Here is a 25,754-nt window from a genome sequence, read left to right as displayed (position 1 = left end):
GATCTTAGCATTGTTTCAGGTATGTCAACATATCATGCTAAGACAAATACGGGCGAAGCAGATTAAAATGATGGGCGAGAATAGAAAAAAGACCTTGCCGGAAGGGGGAGAAGCAAGGTCTTTGGTTGAACTGTTTTACTTAGATAAATTTACGCAGCGGGCACCCGCACAAAACCTTCCATCAGTACGCGGGCGCTGCGGCTCATAATGGCTTTAACGACAGTCCATTCACCATTCACTAAGTTTGCCTCAGCGCCAACGCGCAAGGTGCCAGAGGGATGACCGAAACGTACCGCATCTATTTTGTCCTTAGTGTCGCCGCCTGCGGCTAAGTTGACTAAAGTGCCGGGAATTGCCGCCGCCGTACCAATCGCAACGGCAGCCGTGCCCATCATAGCGTGGTGCAGTTTGCCCATAGACAAGGCGCGTACCAGCAGGTCGATTTCATCTGCATTGACGGTTTTACCGCTCGATGACACATAGGCTTTGGGTTTAGCGACAAAGGCGATCTTAGGCGTATGTTGGCGTGCAACGGCTTCATCAATATGCGAAATCAAGCCCATACGCACGGCGCCATAGGCGCGAATGGTTTCAAATTTAGCCAGGGCGGCATTGTCACTATTAATATCATCCTGTAGCTCAGTGCCTGTGTAGCCTAAGTCTTCTGCGTTGATAAAAATGGTGGGAATGCCCGCGTTGATCATAGTAGCGTTAAAGTTGCCAATGCCAGGCACTTCTAGCACATCGACAAGATTGCCCGTAGGGAACATGTTGCCCCCTTCACCGTCTTCATCGGCGGCGGGGTTCATAAACTCGATTTGCACTTCGGCGGCGGGAAAGGTCACACCATCGAGCTCAAAATCACCAGTTTCTTGCACTTCACCCTGAGTGATTGGCACATGGGCGATAATCGTTTTGCCTATATTGGCTTGCCAAATTCGGACTGTGCAGACGCCATTGTGTGGAATGCGGGCCGTATCAATTAGGCCATTACTGATGGCAAAGGCACCGACGGCGGCGGTTAAGTTGCCACAGTTACCGCTCCAATCGACAAAGGGTTTATCGATGGCCACTTGGCCGAAGAGGTAATCGACATCGTGATCGGTTTGGGTGCTAGGGGAGAGGATCACGGTTTTGCTGGTGCTCGAGGTGGCTCCGCCCATACCATCGATTTGTTTACCGTAAGCGTCTGGGCTGCCTATCACTCGCAGTAACAAGGCATCACGGGCGGCACCTGCAACTTGTGCGGCCTTAGGTAAATCCTGCAGACGGAAAAACACGCCCTTGCTGGTGCCGCCACGCATATAAGTCGCGGCGACTTTGATTTGTGGCGCGTGGATTGTTGAAGCATTCATTCATTAACTCCAAAAGGACTCCCAATGGAGTCCAAATGAGCGCCAGTAACTTAATGGTGAAGTCGCTGGCGCTCGGTTTCGCTAGCTGATATTTAAGTGTCGTCTCTAACCAGACTCGAGCGTCGATTCAAATGTCGACTCAAGCCTGATTTGATTCAAGAAAGTCCTGTGCGAAGCGCTGCAATACGCCGCCCGCCTCGTAGATAGACACTTCTTCGGCGGTATCGAGACGACACGTCACTGGTACTTCGATGCGCTCACCGTTTTTACGGGTGATAACGACAGTTAAGTCCGCTCTTGGCGCTGGTGTGCCTAGGACATCGAACACTTCTGTGCCGTCTATACCGTAGGTGGCGCGGTTGTCACCAGCTTTAAATTCCAGCGGCAACACGCCCATACCGACTAAGTTAGTGCGATGAATGCGCTCGAAACCTTCGGCAACAATGGCCTCAACGCCCGCTAAACGCACGCCTTTGGCAGCCCAGTCGCGGGACGAACCTTGGCCGTAATCTGCGCCCGCGATGATGATCAGCGGTTGCTTACGTTCCATATAGGTTTCAATCGCTTCCCACATACGGGTCACTTGACCTTCTGGCTCGATACGCGTCAGTGAGCCTTGTTGCACTTTGCCGTCAACGATTGCCATTTCGTTTTTAAGCTTAGGATTGGCAAAGGTTGCGCGCTGGGCGGTTAAGTGATCCCCCCTGTGGGTGGCGTAGGAGTTAAAGTCTTCCTCCGGCAAGCCCATTTTGTGCAGATATTCGCCCGCGGCGCTGTCCATCATAATGGCGTTAGAAGGCGATAAATGGTCTGTGGTGATGTTGTCACCCAGCACCGCCAGTGGTCGCATACCCTTGAGTGCGCGTTCACCCGCCAATGCGCCTTCCCAGTAAGGTGGGCGACGAATATAAGTAGATTGCGGACGCCAATCGTACAGCGGGCTGATTTTTTCGCCATAATCGACGGCTAAATCGAACATGGGCTCGTACACTTTACGGAACTGCTCAGGTTTAACACTGGTCGCAATGACGGCATCGATTTCTTCATCCGATGGCCAAATGTCGATAAGTTTTACTGGCTTACCGTCTTTATCTAATCCCAGCACATCCTTTTCAATATCGAAACGTATGGTGCCTGCAATCGCGTAGGCGACGACCAATGGCGGCGATGCTAAGAAAGCTTGTTTAGCATAGGGATGAATACGGCCATCGAAGTTACGGTTACCCGATAACACAGCGGTGGCGTACAAGTCGCGGTCGATCACTTCTTTTTGAATCACAGGATCCAGCGCGCCGCTCATACCGTTACACGTCGTACAGGCAAACCCAACAATCCCAAAGCCGAGTTGTTCAAGCTCAGGTAATAGCTTGGCTTCTTCTAAATATAATTGCACCGCTTTAGAGCCGGGTGCCAGTGAGGTTTTGACCCAAGGTTTGCGGCTTAAGCCTTTAGCATTGGCGTTGCGGGCAATGAGACCTGCAGCAATCACGTTGCGTGGGTTACTGGTGTTAGTACAGCTGGTAATCGCCGCAATAATCACAGCCCCATCGGGCATTAAGCCGGGCTCGTTTTCGACTACGCCGCTAATTCCGCGCTCAGCCAATTCTGATGTTGGCACCCGTGCATGTGGGTTTGATGGCCCTGCAATGGTGCGCACCACCGAAGATAAATCAAAATGCAGTACGCGTGGATAGTGCACTTCGGTCAAGCTGTCGGCCCACAAACCGGCGGTTTTGGCATAGGTTTCAACCAGTTTAACTTGCTCGGCTTCGCGGCCCGTTAAGGTCAAATAATCAAGGGTTTGCTGGTCGATGTAGAACATGGCCGCAGTGGCGCCAAACTCAGGCGTCATGTTCGAAATCGTGGCGCGATCGCCTAATGTCAGCGCCGCTGCGCCTTCGCCGAAGAACTCTAAGTAAGAAGAGACAACTTTTTGTGCGCGTAGAAACTCGGTCAAGGCCAATACGATATCGGTAGCTGTAATGCCGGGCTGTGGTCTGCCCGTGAGCTCGACACCGATAATGTCCGGTAGACGCATATAGGATGCGCGCCCTAGCATGACGCTTTCGGCTTCTAAGCCGCCGACACCTATGGCGATAACGCCGAGCGCATCAACGTGCGGCGTGTGGCTATCGGTGCCGACTAAGGTATCGGGGAAGGCCACGCCATTGCGTGAATGCACCACAGGCGACATACGTTCTAAGTTAATTTGGTGCATGATGCCGTTACCCTGAGGGATAACATCAATGTTTTTAAAGGCTTTTTGCGTCCAATCAATAAAGTGGAATCTGTCTTCGTTGCGTCTGTCTTCGATGGCGCGGTTTTTGGCAAAGGCGTCTTTATCAAAACCACCAAATTCGACAGCGAGTGAGTGATCCACAATTAATTGTGTTGGTACAACAGGGTTCACTTTGGCGGGATCTCCACCCTTAGCGGCAATAGCGTCACGCAGACCTGCAAGGTCAACTAAAGCGGTTTGCCCCAAAATATCATGGCACACCACGCGGGCAGGAAACCAAGGGAAATCCAGTTCTTGCTTAGATTCGATAATCTGTTTTAGCGAGTCGGTCAAAACGGCCGGATCGCAGCGACGGACTAAGTTTTCAGCTAAAACGCGCGAGGTGTAAGGCAGCTTGGCATACGAGCCAGCTTGAATGGCTTCTACGGCTTCGCGGGTATCGAAGTAATCGAGTTGAGTGCCGGGTAAGGGCTTGCGATATTGGGTATTCATAGCAGTGCTCATAACATCATCCATTTCGGAAAATGAAGTTGGCGCGAGACTTACATTGAGTGAAATCTCGCGCCAAGTGTGGTCAATTTTGCTTAACGGTTGGCAATCGGTACCACTTTGCGCGGCGCAACGCCCACATAATCGGCACTCGGGCGGATGATGCGGTTGTTAGAGCGTTGCTCCATCACGTGCGCCGCCCAGCCTGTAACGCGTGAACACACGAAGATAGGCGTAAACAACTTAGTCGGAATATCCATGTAGTGGTACGCGCTGGCGTGGAAAAAATCTGCATTACAGAAGAGTTTTTTCTGTTCCCACATCAGGGCTTCACAGGCAACCGATACCCGGTATAGACGGTCGTCACCGTTGGCGGCAGCCAGTTTTTCTGACCATTCTTTGATGATGGCATTACGTGGATCGCTGTCGCGGTAAATTGCGTGGCCGAAGCCCATGATTTTATCTTTACGCTCGAGTTTGCCCATTAAGATGTCGCGCGCATCGGCTTCATCTTTCATATCTTGAATGAGTTCCATCGCCGCTTCGTTCGCGCCGCCATGCAGCGGGCCGCGCAGTGAACCAATCGCCCCAGTGACGCACGAATGCATGTCTGACAGGGTTGAAGCACATACGCGAGCGGTAAAGGTTGATGCGTTAAATTCATGTTCTGCATAAAGAATTAACGATACGTCCATCACTTTAGCATGCAGTGCCGACGGCGCTTTGCCATGTAATAAGTGGAGGAAGTGTGCGCCAATTTGATCGTCATCGGTTTCAGTATCGATACGCACGCCATCGTGGCTAAAGCGATACCAGTAACAGATGATCGATGGGAATGCGGCGAGTAAACGGTCGGTAATTTCACTCTGTTCGCTAAAGCTGTGCTCGGCTTCTAAGTTGCCTAGCATAGAGCAGCCAGTACGCATCACATCCATAGGATGAGTGTCGGCGGGAATGCGCTCCAATACTTCTTTTAATGCTTGCGGCAGACCGCGAAGGCCTTTGAGTTTGGTTTTGTAGGCATCAAGTTGGGCTTGAGTGGGCAGCTCGCCGTAAAGAATAAGGTAGGCGACTTCTTCGAAGGTGGCATTTTCACCGAGATCTTTCACATCATAACCGCGGTACGTTAGGCCCGAGCCTGACACGCCCACTGTGCTCAATGCGGTTTCGCCTGCGCTCTGGCCACGTAATCCTGCACCGCTTAGTTTTTTAGCTTCTGACATAATCCTTCCCTTCCGTTAACTCTGTTTGGTTATTGCTGGCGGATTTTAGTGCTCATTTCAGAGCACTTATTCGCCGGCATTTATTGGTTAAGGCTGCACTTTTTATTTAATTTGTTTAACGCTAAATCTGTTTTAACGCCAAACTCTGTAGGGTTGCAGCTTTTCGGTTATTTATCTTGGCTGAACAGTTGATCTAACTTGTCTTCAAAGGCGTGGTAGCCCAAGTATTTATACAAGTCTTTACGGGTCTGCATAGTGTCTAGCACGTTGCGTTGATGACCATCATTCATCAGCGCTTGCATGACGTTCAGTGCGGCTTGGTTGGCTGCACGGAAAGTACCGAGTGGATAGAGCACCATGTCGGCGCCCGCCTCGGCGAGTTCTTCTTTATTGAACAATTGGGTTTGACCAAATTCAGTCATGTTGGCCAAAATCGGCGCTTTAACTTGAGCCTTGAAGTGGCGATATTGGTCTAGCTCAGTTAAGGCTTCGGCGAAGATCATGTCGGCGCCGGCGGCGATATACGCTTGCGCGCGTTCGATACCTGCTTCTAAACCTTCCACGGCAACCGCATCCGTACGCGCCATGATCACAAAGTTAGGATCGGTACGGGCATCGACGGCCGCTTTAATGCGATCGACCATTTCTTCTATGCTCACAACTGCTTTGTTGGGTCTGTGACCGCAACGCTTTTGCGACACTTGGTCTTCCATGTGCACTGCGGCGACACCGATTTTTTCGAATTCTTTGATGGTACGCGCAATGTTGAATGCGCCGCCCCAGCCAGTATCGATATCGACCAATAAAGGCACTTGCGTGGCAGAGGTGATGCGGCCTGCATCAATCAGCACGTCATTCATTGAGGTCATGCCCAAGTCAGGCAAACCGTAGGAAGCATTGGCAACGCCAGCGCCCGAAAGATACAAGGCTTGGAAGCCTGTTTGTTCTGCCATTAAGGCAAAATAGGCATTGGTGGTGCCAACGATTTGTAACGGTTTGGCCTTAGCAAGAGCTTGGCGAAAACGTAATCCTGCGCTTTGGGTCATGGTGTTATCCTTTTCCATTTTATGGGAAGTGGGCATATTGAGCCGTATGAACTTAGCTAATGTTGGCTAAGGTTTCTTTTGCGGCTGCATTGGCTTGCAATTCAATTAAGCGTAATTCGGTATTTTTACGCCCTTGTTCTATATGGCGGCGCATCAGCAAACTGGCCAACTCACCATCGCGCTGGGCAATGGCTTCGACTATGCGTCTGTGCTCGGCAATCGCTTTCACGGGACGATTTTTATTAGTGCACTGGTAGCGATACATACGCAGCAAGTGATACAGGCCGCCGACTAAGGTTTCCTGCAGATGCTTGTTACCGCTGGCTTGAATAATTTGGTAGTGGAAGTCGACATCGCCTTCCTCTTGGAAGTAAGTATCGCCCTTGGCGAGCGCCGCTTCTTGCGTTGCGAGCAGATCTTCTAATTTGGCTAATTGTTCTGGGGTAATACGGCTGGCGGCGAGTTCGCAGGCCATGCCTTCAAGCACGCTACGTAGTTGATATAAATCGTTAAGTTCACTCACTGTTAGCTGGGCGACGCGGGCACCAACATGGGGCGCACGCACCACTAAGCGTTGTCTTTCTAAGGTTTGCAGGGCTTCGCGGGTCGGGCCGCGGCTGATGCCGTATTTTTCGGCCAGCGCTTGCTCGTTAATTTTACTGCCCGCAGGCAGTTCGCCCTTGATGATGCTGGTTTGGATCTGCACCAAAATTTGATCGGCGAGTGTGGTCGACGTTTTATCTGCCGAGGTCGATTTGACCTTATGCAGGTGGGGAACTTGAGTGTCATCAGAAACGAACGTCGTGTCTTGCTTCAACATAGAACGCATCACTATTAATAGGATTGTCGACAATGGGTAAAAAATAGCCCTCCCTTGGTGGATTGTCAACAATGTGTTTACTTAGACGTAAGTCTATATTTCAATGGGTTTCTGTTTTTGCTATTGATTTTTATCATTTTATTTTCATTATATCGTTATTAATATTTTATGTTATGAATGTTTAAATATTAAATTGTCAACAATGGCATGGTTTTAACCTTCCAACCTCGTTGCGGATGTTGATGGTTTTGGGGGAAATCGTCCAAATGCATTTGGCATGTTTATCCTTCGCGTTATGCTATGGGCGGAATGAGACATTTGGGGATGACAGTGGAAAAAGTGTTAGTGAGCAGTTGTTTACTCGGACAAGCGGTGCGCTACGACGGTGGCCATAACTTGATGGAGAGCGAGCTGGTGCAAACGTGGCTCGAGCAAGGGCGGATTGTGGCGATTTGTCCCGAATGTGCAGGCGGTTTGCCAACACCTAGACCGCCAGCGGAGCGGATTGGACAGCGCATCTTAACTGCCCAAGGTGAGGATGTAACCCACGCTTTTAGTCTGGGAGCCGATCTCGCGCTTAAGCTGGCGCAGCAACACGGGATTAAAGTGGCGATTTTAAAAGCCCGCAGTCCATCCTGTGGTAATAGGCAGATTTACGATGGTCAATTTGTAAAACAGTTAATTGCGGGACAAGGATTAACGGCTGAAAAACTCAGTGCCGCAGGGATAACCGTATTCAATGAATTGGAGTTATCCGCTGCAGCGGCATGCGTTGCTGAACTAGAGCAAAGCTAGAGACGAGCTAGCTTGCTTGAGTGTGATTGGGGCTGGTGGCCTTATTATTCACACTTTGGTGCGTTTGGAGTAAAGCATCAATTTGTTGATCTTTTTCCGCCCACACTTGGTTTAACCAGCGCTGGAATTCGACGCGGTACTCAGACTCAGAGAAATAACGTGCCGCATCGACCTGAGGCACGGGCAGGGCGTTAATTCGCACAATAATCTTACTGACCTTACCATTCATCACCCCAAACAGAATATCTTCAGGCGCATCTGGGTAGACGATTGTCATATCCAGCAGGTTAGTAAATTGTTCGCCCATGGCTGATAAGGTAAAGGCGATACCACCCGCTTTAGGACGTAACAAATGTTGATAAGGCGAGTTTTGGCGCTGATGTTTATCTTGGGTAAAACGGCTGCCTTCAACATAGTTAATGATTGACGTGGGCATATTGCTAAACTTGGCACAGGCGCGGCGTGTGGTCGCTAAATCTTTACCCTTAAGCTTTGGATTCTTTTTGAGTTTTGCGGGGCTGGTTCTATTCATAAATGGCATATCCAGCGCCCAACATCCTAGGCCCATGATGGGCACATAGATGAGTTCTTTTTTAAGGAAGAACTTCAGCATAGGGATGTGGTTACGTAACACGTAAGTTTGCGCGGCGATATCGAATCCACTGAGGTGGTTGCTGATCAGCAAATACCAGCTGTTTTTATCGAGTCCTTCGAGCCCTTTGACATCCCACTCAATTTTAGCGATCAAATACAAGATGCCACCGTTGCAGCAGGCCCAAGCCCACATAAAACGGTTCATGACCGCAGTCACCGCATTGCGCGCACCTTGCGCTGGCATCACAAGTTTCACTAATCCGCCAATGCTGATAAGCGAGCCCCAAACGGCGGTATTAATGATCAGCAAGCTTAAGCTCAGAATAAACAACACTGAACCAGGCAGGAAATTCAACATAGTGGCGTTACCTTTATTCTTTATTCGCTTGGCTAGCGAGTTGGCTTAACACTTGATCCTTAGTGAGCCAGAGTTGATTCAGTTGTTCTTGGAAGCCAATTTTAAAATCGCGGTCATTCATATAATCACCGCGCATTGCAGGATCAATATCGGAGACCTTAATGTGTACTTTAACGCTTGGCAACTTGCCTGTCAGGTAGTCCCAATAGCTCGGCACTGCGTCTGGGTAGTAAATGGAGACATCGACTAGCTTGTGGATCTGTTCACCCATGGCTGATAGCGCGAAGGCCATGCCGCCAGCTTTAGGTTTTAGCAAATGTTGGAACTGTGAGTTTTGTTTTTGATGCTTAGCCTTGCTGAAGCGCGTGCCTTCGACAAAGTTCATCACACTCACAGGCTTAGCCTTAAACTTAGCACAGGCTTTACGTGTAATTTCAATGTCTTTGCCCTTTAACTTAGGATTCTTACGCAACTGCGCTGTGCTATAACGACGCATAAAAGGAAAATCGAGTGCCCACCAAGCTAGGCCTAATACGGGCACAAAAATCAGCTCTTGCTTGAGGAAAAACTTTAAGAAAGGGATTTTTCGGTTAAAAATCCGCTGCAGGATCAGGATATCGACCCAAGACTGGTGGTTGGCAATCACCATATACCACTCTTTAGTGGAAAAGTCGGTGTCACCACTCAGTTCTATTTTAACGGGATGCAAGCAACGCTCAATCACGCCATTGACGCTGATCCAAGCGCTGGCACAAAAGTCGAGCACATGACTAGTCGCAGTCCTTAATGGACTGATAGGTATCAGTTTTATAAAACTGATTAACACGATTGGGATAGTCCAAAAGACGGTATTTATAACGTAACCTAAAAATGCAATACAGCCTTTTATCTGTGAAAACAGCATTCCCATCCGAGCCCCCTGACAAAAATTGGAGGCCTATGTTACTCGGTGTAGGCGTTTGGCTCAATCTTAGGCACAGCTGGTCGGTGCATTTGTTCATCTTCACTGTAAAGCGGCTGACTCAATATTGCTGGGATAGTCGTGCCAGCAACCTATCCATAGCACGATAACCCAGTGCTTGGGCAAGATGGCGGCGTTCGGTGTTAGGTGCTTGTTCAAGATCGGCGATAGTGCGGGCGACTCTTTGTATACGATGAAAACTGCGAACCGAAAGGCCAAGCTTCACCACGCTTTGCTCCAAAAACACTAAATCAGCATCACTGAGTCCGCTGAAGCGTTTCAATTGTTTCCCTGTAAGTTCGCTATTGAGCACACCAGCACGGGCAAGTTGTAGTTCACGTGCTAGCTTCACTCGTTTGGCGATATCTTGGCTGGTTTCTGTCTGCGGCGCGGCTTGAGTCAAAGTGCCCGCGGGAAGTTTGGGCACTTCTATGGTCAAGTCGAAACGATCGAGAAACGGACCTGAAAGCCGCGAAAGGTAACGTTGGATTTGTTCAGGGCTGGATCTATGATGGCTATCCAAGTCGCCACTAGGGCTAGGATTCATCGCTGCGATTAATTGGAATCGACTCAAAAATGTCAGTTTAGCGGCGGCGCGGGAAATCACCACTTCGCCGGTTTCCATCGGTTCACGCAGGCAATCTAAGACTTTACGAGGAAATTCAGCCACTTCATCCAAGAATAATACACCGCGATGGGCGAGGGAGATCTCCCCTGGTTTTGGGATACTGCCACCACCCACGAGGGAAATCGAAGAACTCGTGTGGTGCGGCGCCCTAAATGGTCGCTGTAAAAAATGCTGCGGTTTAATGTCGAGTCCAGCAACGGAATGAATTGCCGCCACTTCTAACGCTTCCTCATAATTGAGTGCAGGCAATAGTGCCATCATGCGGCTGGCAAGCATGGTCTTGCCTGTACCCGGCGGGCCTAGCATCAAGAGGTTGTGGTTACCCGCAGCGGCAATTTCGAGTGCTTGCTTGGCCTGATATTGGCCAATCACATCGCTCAGGCAAGTATGGGACTCGGGTGTCTCTTGGCTTACCCATTCTAACTGTGGCGCCAGTGTGGGCAGTTGGTTTTGCCCTTGTAAATACGCGGCTAGACTTTGCAGATGCGAACCAAATAACACATTGGGATAGCCGACTAGCTCTGCATCGTGGCGGTTATCTAGCGGTAAGACCAAGGTATGGTCTTGGCGCTTCGCCGCGATAATCGCGGGCAATAACCCTTGGCAGTAACGTATGTGCCCTGACAGTGCCAGCTCGCCGACAAACTCGATATTTTTTAAACTGTTAATGGGAATCTGTTCCGAAGCCGCCAATATGCCCACGGCGATGGGTAAGTCGTAGCGGCCACCTTGTTTAGGTAAATCAGCTGGCGCGAGATTGACTGTTATCCGCCGCATTGGAAACTCGAATCCCGCATTGATCAAGGCACTGCGTACTCGCTCACGGGCTTCTTTTACCGAAGCTTCGGGTAAGCCTACAAGATTAAATGCTGGTAAGCCGTTGCTGAGATGCACTTCAACTGTGACTTGAGGAGCTTCGACCCCACAACTGGCTCGGGTATTGACACAGGCAATCGCCATAAACAAATCCTTTTGTTGATCTTTTTCGCTGAATTTGAGTGTAGCAGTAATTAATGGGAGGGGTTTCCTATCGCCTAGGCCGTTGCCCTTCTCATTAGCAAGCCGTTGACTCCGGCTTTGCTAATCGTGTGATAGGTTTGGCAATTTACCTTATTTGAAGATGGCAAATAGTTGATAGAAATGATAAAAGCAAACATTGGAGTCGTGAGGTAAATATGGATATGTTGTTAGCAGAAAATTCCCCCATTCGTCAGCAGCTGCTCGAGCAAAAGCTGGTGCAGTTTAAAGACCCGCATCTTGCCCATACGTTATCTACGTTTATTCGCAGTAGTGTCGATCTCTATCCCAGTGCAATCGAAGACTATGCCCAGTTAGGTAACAGCCGACTGGGTGGATTGCCTGATTTGCCTGTCGGCATGGATTACCCAGTGACTTTGGTTGGACGGGAGGAGATGCTGGATGCTTACGCTGAGGAATTCGACCACACTCGCGAGTATATCGAGGAGCATTACTGTTGGTCGCAAGATTCGGATTGGGACGAGGCTGCGCAAGCCTTCCGTGTGCCTATGCAATTTATCGCACAAATCAATTGTAGCGAACTGAAGGCATTTCAATCTTATTTGCCTCGAGAGGGGCGATTGTTGTTCTTTTTGGAGCGCTGGCGATTCTCGGAAATGCTTCGCGGCCATGTCTATTATATCGCAGAGGGTCAGCAACTGAACTCTGGGAAAGCGATTGCCGAACTTAAGTTCGACGATGCGGTATGTGCAAACTATGAGTATGAGGCGGCTTATCAACTTCAGGGGATTGCCAGCATTAAGATGATAGCCACTGACATGATTAATAGTGACAACCCGCATTTAGTAAAGTTAGCCAAGGCACGTTTACAAGCGCTACCAGAACCGCAACAAGCTATGGTGCTGGAGGCCCTAGAGGTTGCGGAAGATGAATTGGCACCAGAGTGGCAAGATCAGCTCTATTTCTTTGATCTGATGAAAATGAATAAACACGGGTTAATCCCCGGCCAGATTCTCACTCAAGCACAATGGTCAGCGCTACCCGACTGGCAGTCATCCAACTTGCAGGAATTGCTCGTTCCCGAGCAGCCGCTGCCGTATTACGATGGTATCGCCAGCATTAATGGCCATGGCGATAGCCGCTATAAAGCCCCGGAACTCCGCGCCGCGGCTGAATTAGGCGGCAATGCTGAAGATTATCTGGTGCTGTTCAAAGCCGTCTATAGTGAGCACTCTATGCAGTTGAATTTTATTATCCACCAAGCGGATTTAGCGCTAGGCAAATTCGATCGCATTTACTGCATTTATGATTATTAGCGTATTGAAAGGTTGGCTACTGCCAACCTTTTTGTTTGGCGATGCGGGCTACACAGCACTTGGAGTATATCGAGACGATTGAAGATGTATGTTGCGACCGATTAAAAGAAGAGTCACAAGCACAATTTAGTGCCTTTGAATGAATATGAGTTATAAAGGATTGATTCTGGGATAAATGATTACCACTGAATAGATTGAGTGCTTGATAGTTATATTTAATCATTTCAATCAGTTAATAGAGATTTGTCAACCTATGCCATTATATGAGGGCATCGTTGAGCAGTCTCATTTGGTTTACCCTCCACTGAAAATCATGGTTCCCCTCCCCACGACCTTGATTCAACTTGACCGCTAGGCTGCATTAACGTCTGAGTTCTAACTTGTATTCCTTTTAAGTCCCCGTCATTTTCTCCGTGGTTAGGTTGCAAGACTGACCATAAGGCCGCCACTTACCATCCCCATAAACATTCTGCTACTGAGCCACTCGAACTCCTTATACAGACAGGGTGTCGGAATAAATAGTCAGCATATAAAGTATACTTTGTATCATTTTGTGGTTTAATCGAAACATCTGCTGCCGATTTTAGCAACATTTTGGGCGGCGATGCGGTAACAAGGTTGTGAATCGATAATAATAAAGTGACCTCTTGTGAAGGATGACATTTGAGGGAACATGGTCGAGGAGAACTCGCCTATGCGTTCGTGGATGTTAGCGTGTGTGTTTATCTGTACTGCGGGTTTTGGTGGGGCAGCATGGGCAAAACTCGATGTGGTTTTCTTTAATCCTGGGGCTGTCGATGACAGTTTTTGGGGAGATGTCGACCAATTGATGTTGGCGGCATCGACGACACTCGATATTAAACTCGATATCATTCATTCCGATCGCAATCACTTCAAGATGATCACTCAACTCGATGAGTTGTTAGCTTCTGCAAAAGCGTTACCTAATTACGTTATTCTGGTTAATGAAAAACAATCCGCGATAAAAATGCTGCAGGCGCTTTATCCTCACCCTGTCTATGTGCAATTGATTTTAAATGATATTTCCCCTGGTGAGCGTGATGCCTTGCTGCAAGATCCCCATTGGCAAGAATATCTGTTACCCGCCATTATTCCCGATAATTACGCTATTGGTTCGGCGACCGCTAAGGCCTTAATGGACGACTTAGAGGGAAAGGCGGCTAAAGTTCTGTTGATTTCGGGCGATAAATCGACGCCTGCTTCAGTGCTACGAACCCAAGGCGCCAGTGACTATTTCTTTATGCAGTCCAATGCCACTCTGACTCAAACGGTTTATGGCCAATGGAGTGAGGCTGTGGCTTATGGGCAAGCGTTAACCCTGCTGAATCGTTATCCTGATCTGAATGTGATTTGGACCGCCAGTGATCGTATGGCGATTGGGGTGCTTAAGGCATTGAAGGAAAAAGGTTTGGTGTCTGGTAAAGATGTATTTGTCGGTACGATCAATACTTCACCTGAGATTTTACAGCTTTGTCGCCAGCACTCTGTGAGTGTTATTGGTGGCGGGCATTTTTTGGTTGGCGCTTTAGGTTTGGTCGAATTGCAATATTATCAGCAGCATAAAAAATATCTCCCCTATGACAATGTTGCCTTGTTCGGTGTTTTGCAACCAGATTCGGCATTTTATCAAATGTTAGTTGCTCGAGATTGGCCACAGATTTTCCAGTCTCAGATTTTGAATAAGTTGCCCCTCAAGGCGTAATAACAGGTGTACATGAAGCATCGTAATCATTCTATTAGCCACAAGATGACGCTGATTATTATTGGGGTGAGCTCGTTTTTTGCTGTGTTAACTATGCTGGTACAGTTGATTTGGAACTATCAGGATAGTATCGATAATGCGACTTCGGATATCCGCGAGTATTCAGAATCTATTTTGCCAAGCGTGGCTAAGTCACTGTGGGACGTCGACCGTAGCTTGTTATCGGATTTGCTCTCTGGACTGGGGATGATGCCACTAGTGTCGAGTGTACATTTAGACAGTATCGATGGCGTCACTATGCATCTGGGTAAACCTTTGTTAACCGATGATGAGTCGCAAACTCTATTTCACTATCCTGTGACCTATCAAGAGCAGTCGATAGCGACTTTGACCGTAGGGTTAGATACCAATCGGCTTTACTACGAGCTGTGGCGGCAGTTGATTTTTATCGTGCTCGGTAATGGGTTAAAGACCCTATTGATGATTTATTTGATTTTGACCTTAGTGCGACTCATGGTGACAGATAGATTGTCGGCATTGGAAGATTTCACTAATAAAATCAATCTTAACTCGTTAAAAAAGTTATCTGTGCCCGAGACGGTAACCGCAAGACCCGATGAAATAGCCCATGTGGCATTGTCACTTAAGGGTATGTATCAAAGGATACGTAATGATTTAGCCATCAATAAACGTCAGCAACGTGCACTGCAACAACAGCAGCATTTATTGTCTGACTTAGTCAAAGAACGAACTAAAGAATTAGATTGGCAGTCGCAGTCGAATCAATTGTTGGCAGAGATTTCGTTGCAATTTTTGAGCATAGATACCTGCAATGTGGATAAAACCTTAACTGAAGTATGCCACAAAATAGGTCAGTTATTTGATGTTGAAAGGGTGAGTCTTCTCGAATTCAATCAGCAGCATGCCTATTACCGCAGCTTTTGGACCAGTGACTTACACGCAAATAAGGTCCAAGTGATTTCGGTAGATAATATTGCTCAACTGGCTAAAAAATTCGAGACGGAATCGACCTTAGTGATTGAGGATCTTGAGGCGTTAAAGGCTTTTTCACCACAGGAATATGAGGTAATGAAATCCGTGGGGATATGTTCGATTGCCGCCTTTGCGATTAAAAATGCTGGGGAGTTATTGGGATTGCTCTCGCTGTCGACTGTGTCGCGGCCATTAAATTGGAACGCCCAGAAAAAGAATATGCTGACCCAATTCGCCTCCGCATTGAACGAGTTACTGCTACGCGAACAGAAAGAGCGTCAGATGATAGTGCTACAACAAGCGCTGGTTGCCGCGAATAGCCAATTAAAGGTGATGGCTGAAACCGATGAGTTAACTGGCTTAGCTAATAGACGACCCTTTACCGAAAGATTAGCTACTGTGCTACAAGCTAACACTCCAGCGGGATTGTTAATGTTGGATATCGATTATTTCAAATCCTACAACGACACTTATGGTCATCTTGAAGGCGATACTGTGCTCAAGCGAGTGGCAGATGCCTTAGCACAGTGCGATATCCTGCCGCATAATGCTCTATTGGCTCGCATTGGTGGTGAAGAGTTTGCTTTGGTCGTCGAGCAGGTCACGCCAGCACAGTTAACGGCTATTGCTACGCAACTGTGTTATCTCGTTGAGCAACTCAATATTCCCCATCAAGTATCTCCCTTGGCTGTGGTGACGATCAGTATTGGCAGCGTGTTTTTGCCATTAGATAAGATCTCGGGGTTTAAGATGGCCGACGTATTACGCCGCGCCGATGTTTGCCTCTATCGCGCTAAGGATAAAGGTCGCAACAGAGTCGAGGTTGAAGTGATTTAATGGGAGCCGGTTGAAGGTGACGTTACTCTTTCGCCAAGATATCCCAACGCGTTGCTGGATTGGCTACTGAGCTTCAAGAGTCTAGGCTCTATGCTGCAAAATTGGAGACATATTCGGTTAGCATCACCACGCCACAGACGCCCTCAATCATGATAACTAATTGATAACATTTATGTGAAACATAGCGGTAGATAAGTCGCTAAGATAAAAATTACCCAAGGTGAGGTAATATTAGGCGGCAGATGAGATATAATCTGCCGCCTAATGTCGATTTAGCGATGCACTCTGAGTGACATCCATGCTGCCATTCTGGACGTATTTTACGTAACGCAACTAAGCAAAGCCACGACTGCATAGTCAATTCTATTGGTTTAAATGTACGTTCTAGCAGCTCAATATCAAAGCCACCGCGCTCGGATGTCTAATGCCATCGAGTCGAGTAAAATAATTAAATGCTGTATATTCAGTCGCTTCGACATAAAACATTACTTAAATGATGCAAGTGCATTAGCGCTATGCGTGGGCTGCGAGAGCGGAGTCACGCATAACTCGTGAATTTGCAGATATACTGAGTGCACCCTAAGGATTGTCATCTAAGCGATCATTCATCTTTGGGGTGAAAGTGGTCAATACAATCTTGTTGTGCAGCGACCAGACAAAGCAAACTTTGCTCAAATACAATGAATTCAACTGACTCGCGAGCAATAAAGCGCGAGTTGGTCCTAGTTAGTCCAGTGTTAAATGAAAGGTGTTACATGAGTCTCTTTGATAACGTGATGATTATATTGTGTCTAATCGGCGCGAGTTGTTTTTTCTCTATGTCAGAAATTGCACTTGCCGCTTCACGTAAAATTCGTTTACGTCAGTTAGCCGATGAGGGCGATGCACGAGCAGAAAAAGTGCTGCAGTTACAAGCCGTTCCCGGTAGCTTTTTTACGGTAGTACAAATTGGTCTTAATGCCGTTGCCATCATGGGCGGTATTGTGGGTGAGTCGGCATTTCGGCCTTACTTCTATCAGTTGCTTTCCCCTTTAGTTGCCGAGCCTTGGCTGAGCCAATTGAGCTTTGTTTTATCCTTCATAACGGTAACCAGCGCCTTTATTTTAGTCGCCGATTTAATGCCAAAACGCATTGCCATGGCGATGCCTGAGCCTGTCGCTTTAGCTGTTGTCGGGCCTATGTCTTTCTGTATTGTGCTATTACGCCCATTAGTGTGGTTTTTCAATGGCATGGCGAGTGGTATCTTTAAACTGCTGCAGATCCCAACCGTGCGTAATGATGCCATCACCTCCGACGACATTTATGCCGTCATGAATGCGGGTGCCGAAGCTGGGGTGCTAGATCGCGGTGAGCAACAGATGATGGAAAATGTGTTTGAAATGCAAACCGTTTCTGTGACTTCGGCCATGACGGCCCGTGAAAGCTTAGTGTACTTTTTACTGCAAGACAGTGAAGAAGATATCAAGCGTAAAATTTCTGAAGATCCCCATACTAAGTTCCTCGTCTGCGATGGTCAGTTAGATATGATCAAAGGCTTCGTGGATGCGAAAGAATTGCTGATCCGTGTGATCAACGGTGAGAATATCATCTTAAAAGGCAGTAACTTAATCCATACTTCGCTGATCATTCCCGATACGCTGAGCCTGTCAGAAGCGATGGAATACTTTAAAAATAGTCGCGCCGATTTTGCCGTGGTCATGAACGAATACGCCTTAGTGGTGGGGATTGTCACGACTAACGATCTACAGCGCGCCGTAATGGGGGCTTGGTCATTGCACGAGAGCGAAGAGCAGATCATCGCCCGTGATAGCAACTCTTGGTTAGTCGACGGTGTGACGCCTATTACCGACGTAATGCGCGCCTTTGGTATTGAGGAGTTTCCGCATAATCAGAACTACGAAACCATTGCTGGTTTTATGATGTATATGCTGCGTAAAATCCCTAAGCGTACGGATTTCGTGAACTATGCGGGCTATAAATTTGAGGTGGTCGATATCGATTCGTACAAGGTCGATCAGCTATTGGTGACCCGTATCGATCCTATTGATAAGCTCAACTCGCCGGATGTGTAATCCTGTCATCTTGTGTTGATTGCCTTGCGATAGAAATCCTGTGGCAATAGCTCGTTAGCACCAATTTGATCGCAACTGTTCGATAGTGAAGCGGTTCTCTTTAGCTAAGTTTTTAGCCTTTTGAGAGCCGTTTCGGTTTTCTATCTCGTTGAAACTATTCACTCGCACTTTTATTTTGTATTACTTTCCCCGTTTAAATCACATCCAAAAACGCATTAACGATGGGATCATCAAGTCGTTTCACTTTGCAGCAGCAACCTAACTCGAACGGTGGAATCGCCACTGGCGACGAGAGCAGCTGAATGCGATCACGCACTGGGCTGTTATTGATCACCACTTCTGGGCTCATGCTCACGCCACAACCTAACGCTACCATAGAGGCGATCGCTTCCTGTCCCGAGACTTGGGCGTAAATATTAGGGCTGATGCCCATTTGTTTGAACCAGTTATCGGCGCGGCGCCGTCCTGGGCCGTGATCTGGGATGATAAAGGGCACGCTCGACCAATCTATGGGCGTTTGACTCACTTGTTGCTGTACTGCACAGCGGATCGTCGGTGCGATAATCGACAGTGGCACATCGTCGATTTTGGCAAAATGTAAGCTGCTGGGGAAAGGATCGGGCAGGGCGGCGATGGCGATATCGGCGCGATTCTGCTGCACTTCTGCTAGCGCGTTGGCTGCATCTCCCGTGGTTAAAGCAATCTCGACGAAGGGATGTTCTTGGCGGAATAAATCCAATAAACCCGGTAAATGACTGTAAGCAGCGGTGACCGAGCAATACAGATTTAACCGACCGCGTAGCACGTCCTGCTTGAGATCGATACTGTGCTTGAGGGTGCTCCAATGGTTCAAGGTCTGCTCGGCGAAGCGCTTAAACTCGTGTCCCGCGTGGGTTAAGGTCACGCTGCGATTATCCCGCTCTAACAACTTAGCGTTTACTTCCTCTTCTAATCTTTGCAGGGCTCGGCTTAAGGTTGATGGGCTCACATGCATCTGCTCCGCGGTCTTGGCGAAGTGCAAACTGTCACATAAGTGCAGGTACAATTTGAGGGTACGAATATCCATGATCTTATCCTGTTTAGTCTGAGCTTGAGCCTTGGCTTAGGTGGCGGCGTGATTGGGTAGCGCATATTGGCGCCGATGTTACTGCTCATTATTGCAGTTGACGTTGCGTAGAATGCAATATGAAGTTCCGAATATATCATTTTAAGCAATGATAAGCATGGGTTATAGTGATTTCAATCACAACCAAGCCGTAACATTATGTTAGTTTGGTTGCGTCCAAAATTTCTGACTTATAGGTGGTATATCAGATGGCTAACTATTTTAACTCTCTGAATTTACGTCAACAATTAGCACAGCTTGGCCAATGTCGTTTCATGGATCGTTCTGAGTTTAGCGACGGCTGTAACTACATCAAAGATTGGAATATTGTTATTTTAGGTTGTGGTGCTCAAGGTCTTAATCAAGGCTTGAACATGCGTGATTCGGGTCTGAATATCTCTTTTGCCCTGCGTTCTGAAGCGATTGAACAGAAACGTGCCTCATGGCAAAAAGCGACTGACAACGGTTTTTGTGTCGGTACCTTTGAAGAATTAATACCCGCGGCGGATCTGGTACTTAACCTGACGCCGGACAAACAGCATTCAAACGTGGTTAACGCAGTTATGCCACTGATGAAGCAAGGCTCTACCTTGTCTTACTCACACGGCTTCAACATAGTTGAAGAGGGTATGCAAGTTCGTTCCGATATCACTGTGGTGATGGTTGCGCCTAAGTGCCCTGGCACTGAAGTGCGTGAAGAATACAAACGTGGTTTTGGTGTGCCTACCCTTATCGCGGTTCACCCAGAAAACGATCCAAACGGTGACGGTTTAGAGATTGCTAAAGCCTATGCTAGCGCAACGGGTGGAGACAGAGCCGGTGTTTTACTGTCGTCTTTCATCGCAGAAGTGAAGTCGGATCTGATGGGCGAGCAAACCATTCTGTGCGGTATGTTGCAGACGGGTGCCATCTTAGGTTACGAGAAAATGATCGCCGATGGCGTTGAGCCAGGCTACGCGGCCAAGCTTATCCAGCAAGGTTGGGAAACGGTCACTGAAGCGCTGAAACACGGCGGCATCACTAACATGATGGACCGTTTGTCTAATCCAGCCAAGATTAAAGCATTTGAAATTGCAGAAGATTTAAAAGAAATTCTGCAACCATTATTTGAAAAGCACATGGATGACATCATCAGCGGCGAATTCTCACGCACTATGATGGAAGACTGGGCGAACGATGATGCGAACTTGCTGCGTTGGAGAGCGGAAACCGGCGAAACCGGTTTCGAAAATGCGCCCGTATCGAGCGAGCATATCGACGAACAAACCTATTTCGACAAAGGTATTTTCCTTGTTGCTATGATCAAAGCGGGTGTGGAACTGGCGTTCGATACTATGGTGTCTGCGGGTATTGTGGAAGAGTCGGCTTATTACGAGTCACTGCATGAAACCCCACTGATCGCTAACACGATTGCTCGTAAGCGTTTGTACGAAATGAACGTAGTGATTTCAGACACAGCCGAATACGGTTGCTACCTGTTCAATCACGCTGCCGTACCTATGCTGCGTGACTATGTTAATGCCATGTCATCTGAGTATTTAGGTGCTGGCCTGAAAGACAGCGCAACCGGTGTCGACAACCTAACGCTCATCGCTGTTAACGAAGCTATTCGTGAAACGGCAGTGGAATATGTTGGTGCTGAGCTTCGCGGTTACATGACAGATATGAAGAGCATTGTTGAGGCTTAAGTGATAGTTAGTTAAGCCTAGCATTGGGGGAGAGGGTTGAGACTCAAAGGACTTGGGTCTCAGCTCAGTTCCCAAGCAAGCTCAAGATAGTGAAACGCGCATCTTGAGCTTGCTTAGTGATAAATCAGTTAGTGAGAAACAAATTTTTTCCTGTTCAGTGGGTTGTCGAGCGGGCAAAAACGACACAGTTAGTGAGTCTATCGTTCAGTAGGTGAATCGCGCCGACTGAGGCTCAACAGTTAACGTTTTACTTTGTTGTTTTGCATTGTCTCGGCAGGGAAGCTGAATTTTTTTGACAAAAGATATTTTTTATTGTGTTTGGCTGTCGCTTTATGGTAAAGCTAATAGCTCGCGGTAGGGCAAAGTCCAAAGCGAAACTAACTTTCATGCAATATCCCAATTTTAGAAACACCGATTAGGAATCCATATTGATGTTTAACCAAGCTGCCAAGCTCATTCTCGTGATTATTACCGTCGTGATTATTAAATCACAGCGGGGGCGGCGCATGGCGAACTGATAGACCTAAAAGGTTAAAAGTTTCGAAAGAACCCCCCGCTCCGAAAGGACCGGGGGGTTCTTCGTTTCAGGGCCTAGAGCAAGGTTCTAAGCTTCGAAAGAGTAAAAAATTAGCGTCGATTTTCGGCAATTCAGGACTAACGTAGCGAGAGAGAATATGGAACCAGGGCAGATGATCAGAGGCGCAGACGCGGTAATCAAAGTGTTAGCAGCACATGGAGTCACCACAGTGTTTGGTTACCCAGGTGGTGCCATTATGCCAATATACGATGCCCTCTATGGAAGCCCTGTTGAACATATCTTAAGCCGTCACGAACAAGGCGCCGCCTTTGCTGCCGTAGGATACGCAAGAGCCAGCGGTAAAACCGGCGTGTGCTTTGCGACTTCAGGCCCAGGCGCGACTAACCTGATCACTTCCTTAGCCGACGCGCTGTTAGATTCAGTGCCTATCGTGGCTATCACAGGCCAAGTCTCCACCGCCGTTATCGGCACAGATGCGTTTCAAGAAATCGATGTGCTGGGCATGTCACTGAGCTGCACTAAGCACAGTTTTATGGTGACAAACATCAACGATCTTATCCCAACCTTATATCAAGCCTTCGAAATCGCCGCATCCGGCCGCCCTGGCCCTGTGTTGGTCGATATCCCGAAGGATATCCAACTCGCTCACCTTGAATACCGTACACCTTTGCTGGCCGTCATGAACGAACCCCAAGCAGAGATGAGTGATATCGACGCTGCCCGTGCGCTGTTGGCTGAGGCTAAACAGCCTATGTTGTATGTCGGCGGTGGTGTAGGCATGGCGGGCGCGGTCGATCAACTGCGTGAGTTTATCAAAATAACGGGTATACCTTCGGTCGCGACCTTGAAAGGGCTTGGCAGTATCGCCCACGGCACGCCCGGTTACTTAGGCATGTTAGGCATGCATGGTGGCAAGGCGGCTAACTTAGCGGTACAGGATTGTGATTTGCTGATCGTGGTGGGCGCCCGTTTCGACGACAGAGTCACCGGCCGTTTAGCGAGCTTTGCCGACAAGGCCAAAGTGATCCATTTAGACATAGACGCCGCTGAGCTGGGCAAGTTACGTATGCCAGAGGTGGCAATCGCCGGTGACTTACGCCAAATCCTCCCCACCTTAGCCATGTCGATGAACATTACGCCTTGGCAGGCTGAGGTGGAGCATTTATCCCGTAAGCATCAATGGGATTATCAACACCCCGGCAGTTTGATCTATGCGCCTGCGCTGCTGCGCCGTTTAGCCAATAAATTACCCGAAGACAATGTTGTTTGTTGCGATGTGGGCCAGCACCAAATGTGGGTGGCCCAGCATATGTGGTTCCGCCGTCCAGAAGATCACCTGTCCAGCGCTGGCTTAGGCACTATGGGCTTTGGCTTACCCGCCGCCATTGGTGCGCAAGTGGCCCGTCCCGATGCGACAGTGGTGACTGTCTCTGGCGATGGTTCTTTTATGATGAATGTGCAGGAGCTGACTACCATCAAACGCCGTAAGCTGCCGGTGAAGATAGTGCTGATCGACAATCAAAAACTCGGCATGGTGAAGCAGTGGCAGCAGCTATTTTTTGAAGAGCGCTACAGCGAAACGGATTTATCCGATAACCCTGATTTTGTGTTATTGGCCTCTGCTTTTGATATTCCCGGCCGGACGATTTTTTCTTCCGACGAAGTGGAAGAAGCCTTAACCGAAATGTTAGCGGCTAAGGGCCCGTATTTGTTACACGTTGCAATCGATGATGCTTTTAACGTTTGGCCACTGGTGCCCCCCGGCGCATCAAACAGCGATATGATGGACGAAATGGAGAAACAAACATGATCCACTCTCTGGAATTAACGGTTCAACAACGCCCCGAAGTGCTTGAGCGTGTTTTGCGCGTGACTCGCCATCGTGGCTTTAGGATTACCCAAATGCAGATGCGCATGAATGACGACGCTAGCCTGTCGCTGGATATGGAGGTCGATAGCGAACGTGCCATCGAACTGTTAAGTAATCAGCTGAATAAACTGATTGATGTGACTCAATGTAAGGTATTGTTACCACTGAGCTTGCAACAAACGGCGAATGCGTAAGCCTGCGCCATATGAATTAAGAATACGATTTTCGATTTGAGATAAAGGATACAGTCAATGCCAAAGTTACGTTCAGCTACCAGTACCGAAGGCCGCAATATGGCGGGTGCCCGTGCGTTATGGCGCGCCACAGGGGTGAAAGACAATGATTTTGGTAAGCCAATTATCGCCATTGCTAACTCCTTTACTCAGTTTGTACCGGGCCATGTGCACTTAAAAGACATGGGCTCACTGGTGGCGAGCGCCATCGAAGAGGCGGGCGGTATCGCCAAAGAATTCAATACGATCGCCGTCGATGACGGTATCGCCATGGGCCACGGCGGCATGCTTTACAGTCTGCCATCGCGTGAACTTATCGCCGACAGTGTGGAATACATGGTTAACGCCCACTGCGCCGATGCGTTAGTGTGTATCTCCAACTGCGACAAGATCACTCCCGGTATGTTGATGGCGGCGCTGCGCCTCAATATTCCTGTGGTATTCGTGTCTGGTGGACCGATGGAAGCGGGTAAAACTAAGTTGTCGGATAAGCTCATCAAACTCGACTTAGTCGATGCTATGGTGGCGGGCGCCGACTCGAACGTGAGCGATGAAGACAGTGCTAAAATCGAGCGTAGCGCATGCCCAACCTGCGGTTCTTGTTCTGGCATGTTTACCGCCAACTCAATGAACTGTTTAACCGAAGCACTAGGGTTATCGCTGCCGGGTAACGGCTCTATGTTGGCAACCCACGCCGATCGCCGCGAGCTGTTTTTGGAAGCGGGGCGCCGCGTGATGGCGCTGGCAAAACGTTATTATCATCAAGATGATGAATCGGCATTACCACGCAATATCGCCAACTTTAAAGCCTTCGAAAATGCCATGACCTTAGATATCGCCATGGGCGGTTCATCTAACACTGTATTGCATTTATTGGCGGCCGCGCAGGAAGCTGATGTTGATTTTACCATGGCTGATATCGACCGCATGTCGCGCCTAGTGCCGCACCTTTGTAAGGTTGCGCCATCGACGCCTAAATACCATATGGAAGACGTGCACCGTGCGGGTGGGGTGATGGGGATTTTAGGTGAGCTAGACAGAGCCGGATTGCTGCATACCGATGTGTTCCATGTGGCGGCCGATAATGACGGTACGCTGGGCGGCGGGACCTTGAAATCGGTATTGGCCAAGTACGACATAATGCAAACCCAAGATGAAAAAGTAAAACATTTCTTTATGGCGGGACCTGCGGGGATTCCGACCACTAAAGCCTTTAGCCAAGATTGTCGCTGGCCGTCACTGGATAATGACAGACAAGAAGGCTGTATCCGTAGCCGTGAGTTTGCCTTTAGCCAAGAGGGCGGGCTTGCCGTATTGTCGGGCAACGTGGCCGAAAACGGCTGTATCGTTAAAACCGCGGGCGTGGATGAATCGAATCTGACCTTCATCGGCTCTGCTCGCGTCTATGAAAGCCAAGATGATGCTGTGGCGGGCATTTTAGGCGGTGAAGTGGTGGCGGGCGATGTGGTGGTTATCCGTTACGAAGGCCCGAAAGGTGGCCCAGGTATGCAAGAAATGTTGTATCCAACCAGTTACTTAAAATCACGTGGTTTAGGCAAGGCCTGCGCGCTGATCACCGACGGTCGTTTCTCTGGTGGTACTTCTGGTTTATCTATCGGCCACGTCTCACCCGAAGCTGCCGCTGGCGGTACAATCGCCTTGATTGAAAATGGTGATCGCATCGAAATTGATATACCCAAGCGCAGCATCAAGCTGGCGGTAAGCGATGCTGAACTCAATGCTCGCCGTGAAAAAATGCATAGTCTTGGCCCAATGGCGTGGAAACCTATTGGTCGCCAGCGTTATGTGTCACTCGCGCTTAAGGCCTACGCCATGCTCGCCACCAGTGCCGACAAGGGCGCGGTGCGCGATCGCAGTAAACTGGAGGACTAA

At 48.6% G+C, this 25,754-nt stretch carries 18 protein-coding genes; 9 read left to right on the top strand and 9 right to left on the bottom strand.

Features of this window, described 5'->3' with window-relative positions; genetic code table 11:
• Nucleotides 1-149 precede the first annotated feature (149 nt).
• From prpF to L5M49_RS10460, 5 genes are all read right to left on the bottom strand, one after another.
• Nucleotides 150-1,355: a 2-methylaconitate cis-trans isomerase PrpF gene (gene prpF / locus L5M49_RS10480; protein WP_263266000.1), complete on the bottom strand. Its 1,206-nt coding sequence runs from the start codon at nt 1,353-1,355 to the stop codon at nt 150-152.
• Nucleotides 1,356-1,494: 139 nt separating this feature from the next.
• Nucleotides 1,495-4,098, bottom strand: coding sequence for a Fe/S-dependent 2-methylisocitrate dehydratase AcnD (acnD, locus tag L5M49_RS10475; protein ID WP_173248019.1), 2,604 nt, complete (start codon nt 4,096-4,098; stop codon nt 1,495-1,497).
• Nucleotides 4,099-4,178: 80 nt separating this feature from the next.
• Entirely contained in the window at nt 4,179-5,306 is a 1,128-nt protein-coding gene (gene prpC, locus L5M49_RS10470; RefSeq protein ID WP_014611487.1) for a 2-methylcitrate synthase, read from the bottom strand.
• 167 nt (nt 5,307-5,473) lie between these two features.
• Nucleotides 5,474-6,352 (bottom strand): methylisocitrate lyase, encoded by an 879-nt coding sequence (gene prpB / locus L5M49_RS10465; protein WP_006084450.1) that lies wholly within the window; start codon nt 6,350-6,352, stop codon nt 5,474-5,476.
• A 52-nt stretch (nt 6,353-6,404) separates the two neighbouring features.
• Nucleotides 6,405-7,172 carry a GntR family transcriptional regulator gene (locus tag L5M49_RS10460; protein ID WP_006084449.1) on the bottom strand — a complete coding sequence of 256 codons (768 nt, stop codon included), beginning with the start codon at nt 7,170-7,172 and terminating at the stop codon, nt 6,405-6,407.
• A gap of 300 nt (nt 7,173-7,472) precedes the next feature.
• On the opposite strand from L5M49_RS10460, the gene L5M49_RS10455 reads away from it, so the two are divergent.
• Nucleotides 7,473-7,967 carry a DUF523 domain-containing protein gene (locus L5M49_RS10455; protein WP_113941620.1) on the top strand — a complete coding sequence of 165 codons (495 nt, stop codon included), beginning with the start codon at nt 7,473-7,475 and terminating at the stop codon, nt 7,965-7,967.
• Nucleotides 7,968-7,974: 7 nt separating this feature from the next.
• On the opposite strand, the gene L5M49_RS10450 is transcribed toward L5M49_RS10455, so the two are convergent.
• From L5M49_RS10450 to L5M49_RS10440, 3 genes are all read right to left on the bottom strand, one after another.
• Nucleotides 7,975-8,919, bottom strand: a complete 945-nt coding sequence (locus L5M49_RS10450; RefSeq protein WP_131524936.1) for an acyltransferase — start codon at nt 8,917-8,919, stop codon at nt 7,975-7,977.
• Nucleotides 8,920-8,932: 13 nt separating this feature from the next.
• Nucleotides 8,933-9,829, bottom strand: coding sequence for an acyltransferase (locus L5M49_RS10445; RefSeq protein WP_105250476.1), 897 nt, complete (start codon nt 9,827-9,829; stop codon nt 8,933-8,935).
• Nucleotides 9,830-9,941: 112 nt separating this feature from the next.
• A complete protein-coding gene (locus tag L5M49_RS10440; protein WP_105250475.1) occupies nt 9,942-11,468 on the bottom strand; it encodes a YifB family Mg chelatase-like AAA ATPase in 1,527 nt (508 codons plus the stop codon).
• Nucleotides 11,469-11,683: 215 nt separating this feature from the next.
• Between L5M49_RS10440 and L5M49_RS10435 the strand changes: the two genes are divergently transcribed.
• From L5M49_RS10435 to L5M49_RS10420, 4 genes are all read left to right on the top strand, one after another.
• Nucleotides 11,684-12,802: a YwqG family protein gene (locus L5M49_RS10435; RefSeq protein ID WP_263265999.1), complete on the top strand. Its 1,119-nt coding sequence runs from the start codon at nt 11,684-11,686 to the stop codon at nt 12,800-12,802.
• Nucleotides 12,803-13,496: 694 nt separating this feature from the next.
• Nucleotides 13,497-14,525 carry an ABC transporter substrate-binding protein gene (locus tag L5M49_RS10430; protein ID WP_173248009.1) on the top strand — a complete coding sequence of 343 codons (1,029 nt, stop codon included), beginning with the start codon at nt 13,497-13,499 and terminating at the stop codon, nt 14,523-14,525.
• A gap of 45 nt (nt 14,526-14,570) precedes the next feature.
• A complete protein-coding gene (locus tag L5M49_RS10425) occupies nt 14,571-16,355 on the top strand; it encodes a GGDEF domain-containing protein (protein ID WP_105253010.1) in 1,785 nt (594 codons plus the stop codon).
• Nucleotides 16,356-17,110: 755 nt separating this feature from the next.
• Entirely contained in the window at nt 17,111-18,427 is a 1,317-nt protein-coding gene (locus tag L5M49_RS10420; protein ID WP_105250472.1) for a hemolysin family protein, read from the top strand.
• A gap of 193 nt (nt 18,428-18,620) precedes the next feature.
• Here L5M49_RS10420 and ilvY read toward each other — a convergent pair whose 3' ends face one another.
• On the bottom strand, nt 18,621-19,493 hold the full coding sequence (gene ilvY, locus L5M49_RS10415; RefSeq protein ID WP_105250471.1) for an HTH-type transcriptional activator IlvY: 873 nt from the start codon (nt 19,491-19,493) through the stop codon (nt 18,621-18,623).
• 248 nt (nt 19,494-19,741) lie between these two features.
• Between ilvY and ilvC the strand changes: the two genes are divergently transcribed.
• The 4 genes from ilvC (at nt 19,742) to ilvD (ending at nt 25,754) form a co-directional block, all read left to right on the top strand.
• Nucleotides 19,742-21,220 (top strand): ketol-acid reductoisomerase, encoded by a 1,479-nt coding sequence (gene ilvC / locus L5M49_RS10410; RefSeq protein ID WP_263265998.1) that lies wholly within the window; start codon nt 19,742-19,744, stop codon nt 21,218-21,220.
• Between the two features lie 674 nt (nt 21,221-21,894).
• Nucleotides 21,895-23,568: an acetolactate synthase 2 catalytic subunit gene (ilvG, locus tag L5M49_RS10405; RefSeq protein WP_263265997.1), complete on the top strand. Its 1,674-nt coding sequence runs from the start codon at nt 21,895-21,897 to the stop codon at nt 23,566-23,568.
• A complete protein-coding gene (gene ilvM, locus L5M49_RS10400; RefSeq protein WP_007651625.1) occupies nt 23,565-23,822 on the top strand; it encodes an acetolactate synthase 2 small subunit in 258 nt (85 codons plus the stop codon). The genes ilvG and ilvM overlap by 4 nt, the downstream gene beginning before the upstream one ends.
• 57 nt (nt 23,823-23,879) lie before the next feature.
• A complete protein-coding gene (ilvD, locus tag L5M49_RS10395; protein ID WP_263265996.1) occupies nt 23,880-25,754 on the top strand; it encodes a dihydroxy-acid dehydratase in 1,875 nt (624 codons plus the stop codon).

The sequence above is a fragment of the Shewanella sp. SM74 genome, from assembly GCF_025653725.1.
Classification (GTDB): domain Bacteria; phylum Pseudomonadota; class Gammaproteobacteria; order Enterobacterales; family Shewanellaceae; genus Shewanella; species Shewanella oncorhynchi.
The sequence above is the reverse complement of the archived record's forward strand: the minus strand, read 5'-3'. Positions and strand labels throughout refer to the sequence as shown.